This window comes from Enterobacter adelaidei (genome assembly GCF_041937165.1).
GTDB lineage: Bacteria > Pseudomonadota > Gammaproteobacteria > Enterobacterales > Enterobacteriaceae > Enterobacter > Enterobacter adelaidei.
Window position 1 is genome coordinate 4,024,390 of the sequence record NZ_CP154353.1, and the last position, 13,112, is coordinate 4,037,501.

Here is a 13,112-nt window from a genome sequence, read left to right on the forward strand (position 1 = left end):
TAAAATTTGGCGTATCCCTGAAAAGGGTGCGTGAGTATACCGTTTTATTGTCGATTTGGGGCGTTGATGAACCAACTTACTTATCTCCAGGGCTACCCGGAGCATTTACTTTCTCAGGTTCGCAGCCTGATTGCCGGGCAGAAGCTGGGCGCGGTGCTGGAAAAACGCTACCCCGGGACCCACGATTTCACGACCGACAAAGCCCTCTGGCAGTATACGCAGGATCTGAAAAGCCGGTATCTGAAGAGCGCGCCGCCGATCAACAAGGTAATGTACGACAACAAGATCCACGTGCTGAAAAACGCGCTTGGTCTGCATACCGCCATCTCCCGCGTGCAGGGCGGCAAGCTGAAAGCCAAAGCGGAGATCCGGGTTGCGACCGTATTTCGTAACGCACCAGAAGCGTTCCTGCGGATGATCGTGGTGCACGAACTGGCGCATCTGAAAGAGAAAGAGCACGACAAAGCCTTCTATTCCCTGTGCTGCCACATGGAGCCGCAGTACCATCAGCTGGAGTTTGATACCCGTTTGTGGCTTACGCATTTATCGTTAAAGGGTAATGCGCAGTAGCGCACGCGAATTGTCATGATGACGTGCTACAGTGGCTAAAGGTTCCCAGCTACGGAGTACGTAAACGTTTATGATACGTTTCGCAGTCATTGGAACGAACTGGATCACACGCCAGTTCGTCGACGCCGCCCACGAAACCGGCAAATATAAACTCACCGCAGTCTATTCCCGCAGCCTCGAGCAGGCGCAGACCTTCGCGAACGATTACCTGGTCGAACATCTGTTCACCTCGCTCGACGAGATGGCGCAAAGCGATGCCATTGACGCGGTCTATATTGCCAGCCCGAACTCCCTGCACTTCCCGCAAACCAGGCTGTTCCTCAGCCATAAAAAGCATGTGATTTGCGAGAAGCCGCTGGCCTCGAATATTCAGGAAGTGGAAGCCGCCATTGCGCTTTCCCGCGAAAACCAGGTGGTGCTGTTCGAAGCGTTCAAAACCGCCAGCCTGCCGAACTTCCTGCTGTTGCAGCAGTCCCTGCCGAAAATTGGCAAAGTGCGTAAAGCCTTTATTAACTACTGCCAGTACTCATCTCGCTATCAGCGTTACCTCGACGGCGAGAACCCGAACACCTTCAACCCGGCCTTCTCTAACGGCTCGATTATGGATATCGGTTTCTACTGCCTGGCTTCCGCCGTGGCACTGTGGGGCGAGCCACACAGCGTCAGTGCACAAGCCAGCCTGCTGGAAAGCGGCGTAGATGCGCACGGCGTAGTGACGCTGGATTACGGGGATTTCAGCGTCACGCTGCAACATTCAAAAGTGAGTGATTCTGTGCTGCCAAGTGAAATTCAGGGTGAAGCGGGATCGCTGGTTATCGAAAAAATTTCTGAGTGTCAGAAGCTGAGCTTTGTCCCGCGCGGCGGTAAAGCGCAAGAGCTGACGCAGCCTCAGCATATTAACACTATGCTCTATGAGGCAGAGGTCTTTGCCCGTCTGGTCGAAGACAACGAAGTGAACCACCCTGGACTCGCGGTCAGTCGCACCACGGCGAAACTGCAAACGGAGATCCGCCGTCAGACTGGCGTGGTCTTCCCGGCAGATGACGTGAGCGCAGAAGCTATCGCGTAAAGCTGTGTAATGAAACCCTGTCAACCATTGACGAAACCGATGGTCTGACATATTTTGTTACCCGCAAAGGGGAGTAACTTCCTTGCCGGTGGATCGTCATTACGATGCGTGCAATACCGCATCCGGTCGCCGGGCAACCCTCGTGGTTGTAAGTGAGACCTTGCCGGAAGGCGAGGTCTATGCATAAAAAGCTAACGGCTATCGTCTTCTGACCATAGCCGTTTTTGTTTTTTTATGTGTAAGGAAAATAGTATGCATTCTGTCGGCACTCCAATGTTGTGGGGCGGATTCGCGGTTATCGTGCTCATCATGCTGGCGATCGACCTCTTTTTGCAGGGGCGTCGTGGCGAACACGGCATGACCATGAAACAGGCCGCCGTCTGGTCGCTGGTGTGGGTTACCCTCTCCCTGCTCTTCTGTGCTGCCTTCTGGTGGTATCTGGCCTCGACTGAAGGCCGCGCGGTGGCCGACCCACAGGCACTCGCCTTCCTCACCGGTTATCTGATTGAAAAAGCCCTGGCGGTTGATAACGTCTTCGTCTGGCTGATGCTGTTCAGCTACTTTGCCGTGCCTGCAGCCCTGCAGCGCCGCGTGCTGGTCTACGGCGTGCTGGGCGCGATCGTTCTGCGTACCATCATGATCTTCGCCGGTAGCTGGCTGATTACGCAGTTTGAATGGCTGCTGTATGTCTTCGGTGCGTTCCTGCTGTTCACCGGGGTCAAAATGGCGCTGGCAAAAGAAGATGGCTCAGCGATTGGCGATCGCCCGCTGGTGAAGTGGATCCGTGGCCATCTGCGCATGACCGACAAGATCGAGAGCGAGCATTTCTTTGTACGTAAGAACGGCCTGCTGTTTGCCACCCCGCTGCTGCTGGTGCTGATTCTGGTGGAGCTGAGTGACGTGATTTTCGCGGTAGACAGTATCCCGGCTATCTTCGCCGTGACCACTGACCCGTTTATCGTTCTGACCTCTAACCTGTTCGCCATTCTTGGCCTGCGTGCCATGTACTTCCTGCTCGCGGGCGCGGCGGAGCGCTTCTCAATGCTGAAGTACGGCCTGTCGGTGATCCTGGTATTTATCGGTATCAAGATGCTGATTGTCGATTTCTACCATATCCCGATCGCCATTTCGCTCGGCGTGGTGTTTGGCATTCTGATCGTGACGCTGATTATCAATACCTGGGTTAACCGCCAGCACGATAGAAAGCAGCAGGTTTAGTGTGTTTTGCCCGGTAGCGCTGCGCTTACCGGGCACTCTCGTTAACTAATAGTTAAAAAACATGACGCAACACGTAAAATCCAGCATTTTACGCTTCCCTCCAGATGCGGTTTCCCTATACTCAACCAGGCAAACATTTATTTACATCTGGACATAAATGTGACTTAGAGCACATCCAGGATGGAACACAATTTCACTCAGGAATAATGTATGAGCACACAATCAACTGGGCTTTTTGCGCGCCTGGCGCAGGGCAGTCTTGTAAAACAAATTCTGATAGGACTGGTACTGGGTATTCTGCTGGCGATGGTGTCAAAGCCTGCAGCAGAAGCAACTGGATTACTTGGTACGCTTTTCGTTGGCGCACTGAAAGCCGTCGCGCCGGTACTGGTTCTGATGCTGGTTATGGCGTCGATTGCCAACCATCAGCACGGACAAAAAACCAACATTCGCCCTATTCTGTTCCTGTATCTTCTGGGTACCTTCTCTGCTGCATTAACAGCCGTTGTGTTTAGCTTCCTCTTCCCGTCCACGCTGCATCTGACCAGCGCCGCTGGCGATATCACACCGCCATCCGGGATTGTGGAAGTGCTGCGCGGTCTGCTGATGAGCATGGTATCCAACCCAATCACGGCGCTGATGAGCGGAAACTACATCGGCATCCTGGTCTGGGCGATTGGTCTGGGCTTTGCGCTGCGTCACGGTAACGACACCACCAAAAATCTGGTCAACGATATGTCCAACGCCGTGACCTTCATGGTGAAACTGGTGATTCGTTTTGCGCCAATCGGGATCTTCGGTCTGGTCTCCTCCACGCTCGCAACCACCGGTTTTGACGCGCTGTGGGGCTACGCGCAGCTGCTGGTCGTTCTGGTTGGCTGTATGCTGCTGGTGGCACTGGTGATCAACCCGCTGCTGGTGTTCTGGCAGATCCGCCGCAACCCGTATCCGCTGGTACTGACCTGTCTGCGTGAAAGCGGCGTCTACGCCTTCTTCACCCGTAGTTCGGCAGCGAATATCCCGGTGAACATGGCGCTGGCGGAAAAACTGAACCTGGATCGCGATACCTATTCCGTATCAATCCCACTGGGTGCCACCGTGAACATGGCGGGTGCGGCCATCACTATCACCGTCCTGACGCTGGCGGCGGTTAATACGCTGGGTATTCCGGTGGATCTGCCAACCGCACTGCTGTTGAGCGTGGTGGCGTCGCTGTGTGCCTGTGGCGCATCCGGCGTGGCGGGCGGTTCACTGCTGTTGATCCCGCTGGCCTGTAATATGTTCGGTATCCCTAATGAGATTGCCATGCAGGTTGTGGCCGTCGGCTTTATTATCGGCGTGCTGCAGGACTCCTGCGAAACCGCGCTGAACTCCTCTACCGACGTGCTGTTCACCGCAGCGGCATGTCAGGCGGAAGACGCGCGTTTAGCGAAGAACGCCCTGCGCAGCTAAAAAGAAAAGCCCGGTGGCGGCTACGCCTTACCGGGCCTACAAGGTTCAGTAGGTCGGGTAAGCGTTAGCGCCACCCGACAATACACTTACAGCGTCACACCACTCTTAAAGATCGCCAGCTCGCGGAAATCATTCTTCTCGTTGCAGGTCTGCTTGCCGTTGGCAAATTCTACGATAGTATCCACAAACTCCGTCAGCAATGACGACATCGCTTTGCCGTGAATGAGCTGACCGGCATCAAAGTCGATCCAGTGCTTTTTCTTTGCCGCCAGCTCGCTGTTGGTGGCGATTTTCACTGTTGGCACAAAACCACCGTATGGCGTACCTCGACCCGTACTGAACAGCACCATATGACAGCCAGCCCCGGCCAGCGCACTGGTTGCCACGGCATCGTTACCCGGTGCACTCAGCAGGTTCAGGCCGTGCGTTTTCAGCCGCTCACCGTAACGCAGAACGTCCACCACCTGGCTGGCCCCCGCTTTCTGGGTGCAGCCGAGAGATTTTTCTTCCAGCGTGGTGATACCACCCGCTTTGTTACCCGGCGACGGGTTCTCATAAATCGGCTGATTGTGGGCGATGAAGTACTGTTTAAAGTCATTCACCATGGTGACGGTTTTTTCAAACGTCTCTTCGTCGCGGCAGTGGCCCATCAAAATACGTTCCGCGCCGAACATTTCCGGCACTTCGGTCAGTACCGTCGTGCCGCCGTTGGCGATCACGTAATCAGAGAAGCGGCCTAGCATCGGATTAGCGGTGATACCGGACAGGCCATCAGACCCGCCGCACTCCAGACCAAACTTCAGCTCGCTCAACTTGCCCGGCTCGCGTTTGTCGTGGCGCATCACCTCATACAGCTGGTGGAGTTGCTCAATACCCGCTTCCACTTCGTCATCCTGGTGCTGGCATACCATAAAATGTACGCGCTCAGGGTCAAACACGCCCAGCGTCTCACGGAAGGCATCGACCTGATTGTTTTCGCACCCCAGACCGATCACCAGCACCGCACCGGCATTCGGATGGCGCACCATATTTTGCAGCATGGTGCGCGTGTTGATATGGTCGTCGCCGAGCTGTGAGCAGCCGTAAGTATGGCTGAACAGATGTACGCCATCGGTGCCTTCAGCATTATTGGTCTCTTTCAGAAAGCGGGTCTGAATTTGACGTGCAATCCCATTCACGCAACCGACGGTAGGGAGGATCCACAGCTCATTGCGGATCCCCACTTCACCACTGGTGCGACGGTAGATCTGCACTTCACGATCCGCCGCCTGACTCTCTTTCGCGGGTAAATCAGGTTGATAGCTGTACTCGTCCAGATCGCTCAGATTAGTACGGGTATTGTGAGAATGAATGTATTCACCCGGCACAATATCCACGAGCGCATGGCCAATCGGCAAACCATATTTCACCACGTTCTCCCCTTTAGCAATGGGGGTCAGGGCAAATTTATGTCCGCGTCCAATGGCCTGGCGTAACGTGACCGACTGATTATCAAAAGTGACTTTCGTCCCCTCGGTCAGATCTGCCAGCGCTACGGCAACGTTATCCAGCGAATGGATTTTGATGTATTGCATATCAACCTCAAACAGCCTTAGTTCAGTTCAATGGCGAAGTAGTCACGCGCATTGTTAAAGCAGATGTTTCTCACCATTTCACCCAGCAACTGGATATCTGCCGGCGCTTCGCCTGCGTGAACCCAGCGACCAATCATCTGGCACAGAATGCGGCGGAAATATTCATGACGGGTATAGGAGAGGAAGCTGCGGCTGTCGGTCAGCATGCCAACAAAGCGGCTTAACAGGCCAAGCTGCGCCAGCTGCGTCATCTGACGCTCCATGCCGTCTTTCTGGTCGTTGAACCACCAGCCGGAGCCGAACTGCATCTTGCCCGGCATCCCTTCCCCCTGGAAGTTGCCGACCATGGTGCCCAACACTTCGTTATCGCGCGGGTTCAGGCAGTAGAGAATGGTTTTTGGCAGCAGGTTTTGTTCGTTCTGCTTGCTCAGCAATTTAGATAGCTCTTCTGCCAGCGGACGATCGTTGATGGAGTCGAAGCCCACATCCGCGCCCAGCAGCTTGAACTGGCGCTGGTTATTATTACGCAGTGCACCAATGTGGTACTGCTGTACCCAGCCGCGACGGGCATATTCTGCGCCGAGGAATACCAGTACCGCCGTTTTGAACTGAGCGACTTCGTGCTCGTTCAGAGATTCACCAGACAAGCGACGTGCCAGGATGCTATCCAGCTCGGCTTCGTTTGATTCCGCAAACAGCACGACGTCCAGCGCGTGGTCAGAGACTTTACAGCCGTGCGCGGCAAAGTGGTCCAGACGTTTGGTCAGCGCGGTTTGCAGGTCTGCGAAACGACGAATGTCGGTATCAGAGACTTCCGCCAGCTTCGCCATGTAGTCGGTGAAGGTGGCCTGCTCGATGTTGAAGGCTTTATCCGGACGCCAGCTTGGCAGCACTTTGATATCAAACGCAGTGTCTTTGGCGATCGCGGCGTGGTGCTCCAGGGAGTCAATCGGATCGTCGGTCGTACCCACCATCTTCACGTTCATCTGCTTCATGATACCGCGCGCAGAAAATTGCTCCTGCGCCAGCAGCGCGTTGCACTGATTCCAGATTTCATCCGCCGTTGTCGGGGAAAGCAGCTTACCCGTAATGCCAAATGGACGACGCAGTTCAAGGTGCGTCCAGTGATATAGCGGGTTGCCGATGGTATGCGGAACCGTCGCTGCCCATGCGTCAAACTTCTCACGGTCAGTCGCATCGCCAGTACACAGACGTTCAGCCACACCATTGGTACGCATCGCGCGCCATTTGTAGTGGTCACCTTTCAGCCAGATGTCATACAGATTTTTGAAACGGTAATTTTCGGCAACCTGCTGCGGGGGCAAATGGCAGTGGTAGTCGAAAATTGGCTGGTCTTTTGCGTAGTCGTGGTACAGGCGGCGGGCAAATTCGGTATCTAACAGAAAATCTTCGGTCATAAACGGCGTCATTATCGTCTTCCTCGTAACGGGAGCGTCAGAAAGCGTATGTTCATATGCTGCAAAGTTATCACACCAATTTCCATCAACCGAAGCTTTTTTCGTGAGTGAGATCAATAAACGTCAACAAATAAATTACCCTATATGGAGTAAACCCTTCTCCAGGCCGCGCCAGAACTAGCTTTGCACGCAACAGATAATGTCCCTACAAAGAATCATACATTTGTGATGTCACTCACCTTTTGAAGTTGTATGACAAGTTATCTTTTTCGCCGTCGCAAACACTCAGCCGACGGAATGCATTACCGATGTGAGAGGCATCGGGTTTAACGGTACGGATACCGACTTATGCACGCTTACTTATGGCAAGGTTCGGGCCGTTCCGGGACATTCTCCCGGCTACGCCCCTCCCGTTACACAACTGCTCCCGGAAACGGTTGAGACGTTGCCGTGCTCTGGCGCGGAAATAACATAACGATGAGGTTTTAGATGCGTAAAATTAAAGGGTTACGTTGGTATATGATCGCACTGGTGACGTTAGGCACCGTGCTGGGCTACCTGACGCGTAACACCGTGGCAGCTGCAGCGCCAACGTTGATGGAAGAGCTGCATATCTCCACGCAGCAATACTCCTACATCATTGCCGCCTATTCCGCGGCTTATACCATCATGCAGCCTGTTGCTGGCTATGTGCTGGATATTCTCGGTACCAAAATCGGTTATGCCTTCTTCGCTATCGCCTGGGCGGTGTTCTGCGGTGCAACCGCGCTGGCTGGCAGTTGGGGCGGTTTGGCAGTAGCGCGTGGTGCGGTCGGTGCGGCAGAAGCCGCGATGATCCCCGCTGGGCTGAAAGCCAGCTCCGAGTGGTTCCCGGCGAAAGAGCGTTCCATTGCAGTCGGTTACTTCAACGTGGGCTCGTCCATCGGTGCGATGATTGCGCCACCGCTGGTGGTGTGGGCTATCGTGATGCACAGCTGGCAAATGGCGTTCATCATCTCTGGCGTGCTGAGTTTTGCCTGGGCAATGGCGTGGCTGGTTTTCTATAAGCATCCGCGCGATCAGAAAAAACTGTCTGAAGAAGAGCGTGACTACATTATTGGTGGTCAGGAAGCGCAGCATCAGACCAACAACGGCAAAAAAATGTCTGTCTGGCAGATCCTGGGCACCCGTCAGTTCTGGGGTATCGCCCTGCCGCGTTTCCTGGCTGAACCGGCCTGGGGGACCTTTAACGCGTGGATCCCGCTGTTCATGTTCAAAGTCTACGGCTTTAACCTGAAAGAGATCGCGATGTTCGCCTGGATGCCGATGCTGTTTGCTGACCTGGGCTGTATCGTGGGGGGTTACCTGCCACCGCTGTTCCAGCGCTGGTTTGGCGTGAACCTGATTGTTTCCCGTAAAATGGTCGTGACCATGGGTGCACTGCTGATGATTGGCCCGGGCATGATCGGTCTGTTCACCAGCCCATATGTGGCTATCGCCCTGCTGTGCATTGGTGGTTTTGCTCACCAGTCACTGTCCGGTGCGCTGATTACGCTTTCCTCTGACGTCTTCGGTCGTAACGAAGTCGCTACAGCAAACGGCCTGACCGGTATGGCAGCCTGGACCGCAAGTACGATGTTCGCACTGGTGGTGGGTGCGCTGGCAGATACCATCGGTTTCAGCCCGCTGTTCGCCGTACTGGCTATTTTCGACCTGATGGGTGCGGTGGTTATCTGGACGGTGCTGAAAAGTAAGTCAGCCGAGGAGCTGGCGAAAGAGTCCCTTGGGAATCCGGCAACACAAAGTTAGTAAAAAATCTCGCATCAAAGAAGCCGCCTTCGGGCGGCTTTTTTCATGGCGAAATCTGGAGACTGGCACGCAAAAGTGGTATAACAAATCATCCGCCGTACCCTGCCTGGAGCGCATATGGAAATCACCGAACCACGTCGTTTATATCAGCAACTTGCTGCCGAGCTGAAAGATCGTATCGAGCAAGGTGTCTATCTTGTCGGTGATAAACTCCCCGCCGAGCGCTTCATTGCTGATGAAAAAAGCGTGAGCCGTACCGTTGTCCGCGAAGCGATTATCATGCTGGAAGTGGAAGGCTACGTTGAGGTACGCAAAGGCTCCGGCATTCACGTGATTTCTAATCAGCCGAAACACTCTCCGGTCGCAGACGAAAGTCTGGAGTTCGCCAGCTATGGTCCGTTTGAGCTGCTCCAGGCTCGCCAGCTGATCGAAAGCAATATTGCGGAATTCGCCGCGACCCAGGTGACCAAGCAGGACATCATGAAGTTGATGGAAATCCAGGAGAATGCCCGTAAGGAAAAATGTTTCCGGGATTCAGAGTGGGATCTGCAGTTCCACGTTCAGGTCGCCCTGGCAACTCAAAATACGGCGCTGGCGGCAATCGTTGAGAAAATGTGGACTCAGCGTGTTCACAACCCGTACTGGAAGAAACTTCACGACCATATCGATTCCCGTACTGTCGACAACTGGTGTGACGATCACGATCAAATCCTTAAGGCGCTGATTCGTAAAGACCCGCATGCCGCTAAACTGGCGATGTGGCAGCACCTGGAAAATACGAAGCTGATGCTGTTCAATGAAACCAGCGACGACTTTGAATTTAACGCTGACCGCTATCTTTTTGCCGATAATCCCGTCGTTCATCTCGATACGGCATCCAGTGCCGCAAAATAGATCACCTTTTCGCTGGCAGGCGCTTCGTTGCGCCTTCTGGCTTAAGTGGGTAAGCAAAACATATATAGTGTCAGCCTTTGTAAATCCCCTCGCTCACTTCCTGGGCTTGCGCCAAAATCATCCCACCCCGCAAATTCTGTGACGCAGACCGTTGGGCTTTGTTACAATTGGATTCAATTCCTTATTTTGTAAGTTAGTGCTTGCTAACCAGCCAATTAACAGGGAACAGTGTTGGCCACACCGCAATGTGTCCGCGAGCGACCATAATGAAATCACTACAATGTCGCCGTGCTGTTTGTCCCGGATAACAGGCGTGACGTTAACCGATTTCCAGGAACACTGAATGGAACTTTTGACCCAACTACTGCATGCCCTCTGGGCGCAGGATTTTGAAACGCTGGCCAACCCTTCCATGATTGGCATGCTCTATTTCGTCTTGTTTATGATCCTGTTCCTTGAGAACGGTTTACTGCCTGCCGCCTTTTTACCCGGTGACAGCTTGCTGGTGCTTGTCGGCGTGCTGTGCGCCAAAGGGGCAATGGCGTTTCCACAAACTATTTTACTCCTGACCGTCGCCGCAAGCCTCGGCTGCTGGGTGAGTTACATCCAGGGACGATGGCTGGGCAATACCAGGCTCGTGCAGAACTGGCTCTCTCATCTTCCTGCCCATTATCACCAGCGAGCGCACCACCTTTTCCATAAGCACGGGCTCTCCGCGCTGCTGATTGGCCGCTTTATCGCCTTTGTACGCACTCTGTTGCCAACCATTGCAGGTCTTTCCGGATTGAGCAGCACACGCTTCCAGTTCTTTAACTGGATGAGCGGTCTGCTATGGGTTCTGATCCTGACAACGCTGGGTTATGCGCTGGGTAAAACCCCCGTCTTCATGAAGTATGAAGATCAGCTGATGTCGTGCCTGATGCTGTTGCCCGTTGTTCTGCTGGTCTTCGGTCTGATTGGTTCACTGGTTGTGCTGTGGAAGAAAAAATACGGAGCCAGGAGCTAACAATGGTTATCTCCGCGCTCTCCCTGCGTCGTTGTGCATACGCCCTGATCGTCCTGGTGCTTATTAGTGCCATGCTTCTGGTCTGGAGCGCGCTTTCACATCAGGAGTCTACGCTGGCCATTCGTCCGGTCAATCAGGGTGCCAGTGTGCCAGACGGTTTTTCTGTCTGGCATCATCTGGATGCGAACGGGATCCGCTTTAAGAGCATCACACCAAAGGATGATGTTTTACTGATCACGTTTGATTCCCGTGCGCAAAGTGCCGCCGCAAAAGTGGTTCTCGACCGAACGCTGCCGCAAGGATATATCATTGCCCAGCAGGAAGATGACAGCCAGCCTACAGCCTGGTTATCATTGATTCGTGATACGTCGCATCGGCTTGGATAATTTCCAGGATTCCGAATCTTTTCACTCACTTTGGTGAATCCCCCGTTTACTTACTATGCTTAAGTACGCGGAGCACCCCTCAAATGTACTCCGCATAACTTTGGATAGCGGCTTACGCCGCAACACAATGGAAGGTTTCGATAATGAAATTCCGCATGACTCTGGCTCTGGCCCTTTTTTCTTTAAGCACAGCATCCTTCGCAAACGCTCTCTGCCAGGAGAAAGAACAGGATATTCAGCGTGAGATCGGTTATGCCGAAAAGCATAACAATCACCATCGTGTTGAGGGTCTTAAAAAAGCGCTGAGCGAAGTGAAAGCGAACTGTTCAGACAGCAAGCTACGTGCCGATCACCAGAAAAAAATCGCTGAACAGAAGGACGAGATAGCCGAACGCCGTCGCGACCTGCAGGAAGCGAAAGAGAAAGGGGATGCGGAAAAAATTGCTAAGCGCGAGAAGAAGTTGAAAGAAGCGCAGGATGACCTGAAAGCGCTGGAAGCTCGCGATTATTGAGTTAACGGAAATCTCAACAGGAGAAAATCATGTCAAAAGATACGACGTCTGAAAATCTGCGCGCTGAACTGAAATCCCTGGCCGACACTCTGGAAGAGGTGCTGAACTCCTCCGCCGATAAATCCAAGGAAGAAGTGAGCAAACTGCGTAGCAAAGCGGAACAAGCCCTGAAAGAGAGCCGCCATCGTCTGGGTGAAACGGGTGACGCGCTGGCGAAGCAAACCCGCGAAGCCGCTGCTCGTGCTGATGAATATGTTCGGGATAATCCCTGGACAGGCGTAGGTATTGGTGCCGCGGTAGGTGTGGTGCTGGGTGTCCTGCTCACGCGTCGTTGATTATGGAAGATCCTCGTCACGCACAAGGGCCTGCTAAAAACGTCCTCGGCATCGGCCAGCGTATTTTAACCACGCTGGTCGCCATCGCCGAAACCCGCATCCGACTGGCCGTCGTTGAGCTGGAAGAGGAGAAAGCAAACCTCTTCCAGATGCTGCTGATGCTCGGGCTGACCATGCTCTTCGCTGCGTTCGGCCTGATGAGCCTGATGGTACTCATCATCTGGGCCATTGACCCGCAGTATCGTCTTAACGCGATGATTGCCACCACCGTCGTCCTGCTGCTGGCAGCGTTGATTGGCGGGGTATGGACACTGCGTAAAGCACGCAAATCCACTTTCCTGCGTCATACGCGCCAGGAGCTGGCTAACGATCGCACCCTGCTGGAGGATGATAAGCCGTGAGCGACAAAGCCGAGCGCCAGAAACGTAAAGCGTTTCTGTTAAGCCAGATCCAGCAGCAGAGGCTGGATCTGTCAGCCAGCCGCCGCGACTGGCTCGAGGCAACGCGTCCGCTCGATCGTGGCTGGAATACCTTCCTGAACGTTCGTTCCTGGGCGCTGGTCGGCACCAGCATTATGGCTATCTGGGGCGTTCGTCACCCAAGTAAGCTCATTCGCTGGACGCGTCGGGGCTTTGGAGTCTGGAGCGCCTGGCGTCTGGTGAAAGCAACGCTGCGCCAGCAGCAGTTGCGGTAGCCTTCTCGCCGGGTGGCGCTGCGCCACCCGGCAAAATCCCCCTCCCTTCCTCAATATCTTTGAAAAAGATTGACAGTTTTCCTTGCTAACAATTACCACCCGCCCCGTTTATTATCCTCTCCATCGACAGCAACGCCGCGGTATCTACGCGGAATTGCAGACAAATAATGTTCAGCCGCTCATGTGGTTTCCTGGA

Annotated in this window: 14 protein-coding genes; 12 read left to right on the forward strand and 2 right to left on the reverse strand. The window is 54.0% G+C overall.

Translation table 11 applies throughout. The features are described from left to right. The first annotated feature begins 66 nt into the window (after positions 1-66). The 4 genes from AAHF05_RS19530 (at position 67) to sstT (ending at position 4,309) form a co-directional block, all read left to right on the forward strand. A complete protein-coding gene (locus AAHF05_RS19530) occupies positions 67-570 on the forward strand; it encodes a YgjP-like metallopeptidase domain-containing protein (RefSeq protein WP_028017109.1) in 504 nt (167 codons plus the stop codon). A 70-nt stretch (positions 571-640) separates the two neighbouring features. Beyond that, complete coding sequence (locus AAHF05_RS19535) at positions 641-1,639, forward strand: Gfo/Idh/MocA family protein (protein ID WP_129324159.1); 999 nt, start codon at positions 641-643, stop codon at positions 1,637-1,639. 252 nt (positions 1,640-1,891) lie between these two features. Continuing rightward, positions 1,892-2,857, forward strand: coding sequence for a TerC family protein (locus AAHF05_RS19540; protein ID WP_129324160.1), 966 nt, complete (start codon positions 1,892-1,894; stop codon positions 2,855-2,857). 210 nt (positions 2,858-3,067) lie between these two features. Next, positions 3,068-4,309 carry a serine/threonine transporter SstT gene (gene sstT / locus AAHF05_RS19545; protein ID WP_129324161.1) on the forward strand — a complete coding sequence of 414 codons (1,242 nt, stop codon included), beginning with the start codon at positions 3,068-3,070 and terminating at the stop codon, positions 4,307-4,309. 86 nt (positions 4,310-4,395) lie between these two features. Here sstT and AAHF05_RS19550 read toward each other — a convergent pair whose 3' ends face one another. Both AAHF05_RS19550 and uxaC read right to left on the reverse strand, forming a co-directional pair. After that, positions 4,396-5,883 carry a UxaA family hydrolase gene (locus tag AAHF05_RS19550; protein ID WP_129324162.1) on the reverse strand — a complete coding sequence of 496 codons (1,488 nt, stop codon included), beginning with the start codon at positions 5,881-5,883 and terminating at the stop codon, positions 4,396-4,398. Positions 5,884-5,900: 17 nt separating this feature from the next. Further along, entirely contained in the window at positions 5,901-7,313 is a 1,413-nt protein-coding gene (gene uxaC, locus AAHF05_RS19555) for a glucuronate isomerase (RefSeq protein ID WP_129324163.1), read from the reverse strand. Between the two features lie 477 nt (positions 7,314-7,790). On the opposite strand from uxaC, the gene AAHF05_RS19560 reads away from it, so the two are divergent. The 8 genes from AAHF05_RS19560 to AAHF05_RS19595 all read left to right on the forward strand — a co-directional run bounded on the left by AAHF05_RS19560 (position 7,791) and on the right by AAHF05_RS19595 (position 12,916). Next, a complete protein-coding gene (locus AAHF05_RS19560) occupies positions 7,791-9,089 on the forward strand; it encodes an MFS transporter (protein WP_028017103.1) in 1,299 nt (432 codons plus the stop codon). Positions 9,090-9,206: 117 nt separating this feature from the next. Continuing rightward, complete coding sequence (gene exuR / locus AAHF05_RS19565) at positions 9,207-9,983, forward strand: transcriptional regulator ExuR (RefSeq protein ID WP_028017102.1); 777 nt, start codon at positions 9,207-9,209, stop codon at positions 9,981-9,983. A gap of 343 nt (positions 9,984-10,326) precedes the next feature. Then, positions 10,327-10,989 carry a DedA family general envelope maintenance protein YqjA gene (gene yqjA / locus AAHF05_RS19570; RefSeq protein WP_028017101.1) on the forward strand — a complete coding sequence of 221 codons (663 nt, stop codon included), beginning with the start codon at positions 10,327-10,329 and terminating at the stop codon, positions 10,987-10,989. A gap of 2 nt (positions 10,990-10,991) precedes the next feature. Then, complete coding sequence (mzrA, locus tag AAHF05_RS19575; protein ID WP_129324164.1) at positions 10,992-11,375, forward strand: EnvZ/OmpR regulon moderator MzrA; 384 nt, start codon at positions 10,992-10,994, stop codon at positions 11,373-11,375. Positions 11,376-11,518: 143 nt separating this feature from the next. Further along, positions 11,519-11,887 (forward strand): DUF1090 domain-containing protein, encoded by a 369-nt coding sequence (locus tag AAHF05_RS19580; protein WP_028017099.1) that lies wholly within the window; start codon positions 11,519-11,521, stop codon positions 11,885-11,887. A gap of 29 nt (positions 11,888-11,916) precedes the next feature. Beyond that, positions 11,917-12,222 (forward strand): YqjD family protein, encoded by a 306-nt coding sequence (locus tag AAHF05_RS19585; RefSeq protein WP_028017098.1) that lies wholly within the window; start codon positions 11,917-11,919, stop codon positions 12,220-12,222. Positions 12,223-12,224: 2 nt separating this feature from the next. Next, the gene (locus tag AAHF05_RS19590; RefSeq protein WP_028017097.1) at positions 12,225-12,623 is read left to right on the forward strand and encodes a phage holin family protein; all 399 of its coding nucleotides are present in this window, start codon (positions 12,225-12,227) and stop codon (positions 12,621-12,623) included. Continuing rightward, positions 12,620-12,916 (forward strand): YqjK-like family protein, encoded by a 297-nt coding sequence (locus AAHF05_RS19595; RefSeq protein WP_028017096.1) that lies wholly within the window; start codon positions 12,620-12,622, stop codon positions 12,914-12,916. The genes AAHF05_RS19590 and AAHF05_RS19595 overlap by 4 nt, the downstream gene beginning before the upstream one ends. The last annotated feature ends 196 nt before the right edge of the window (positions 12,917-13,112 follow it).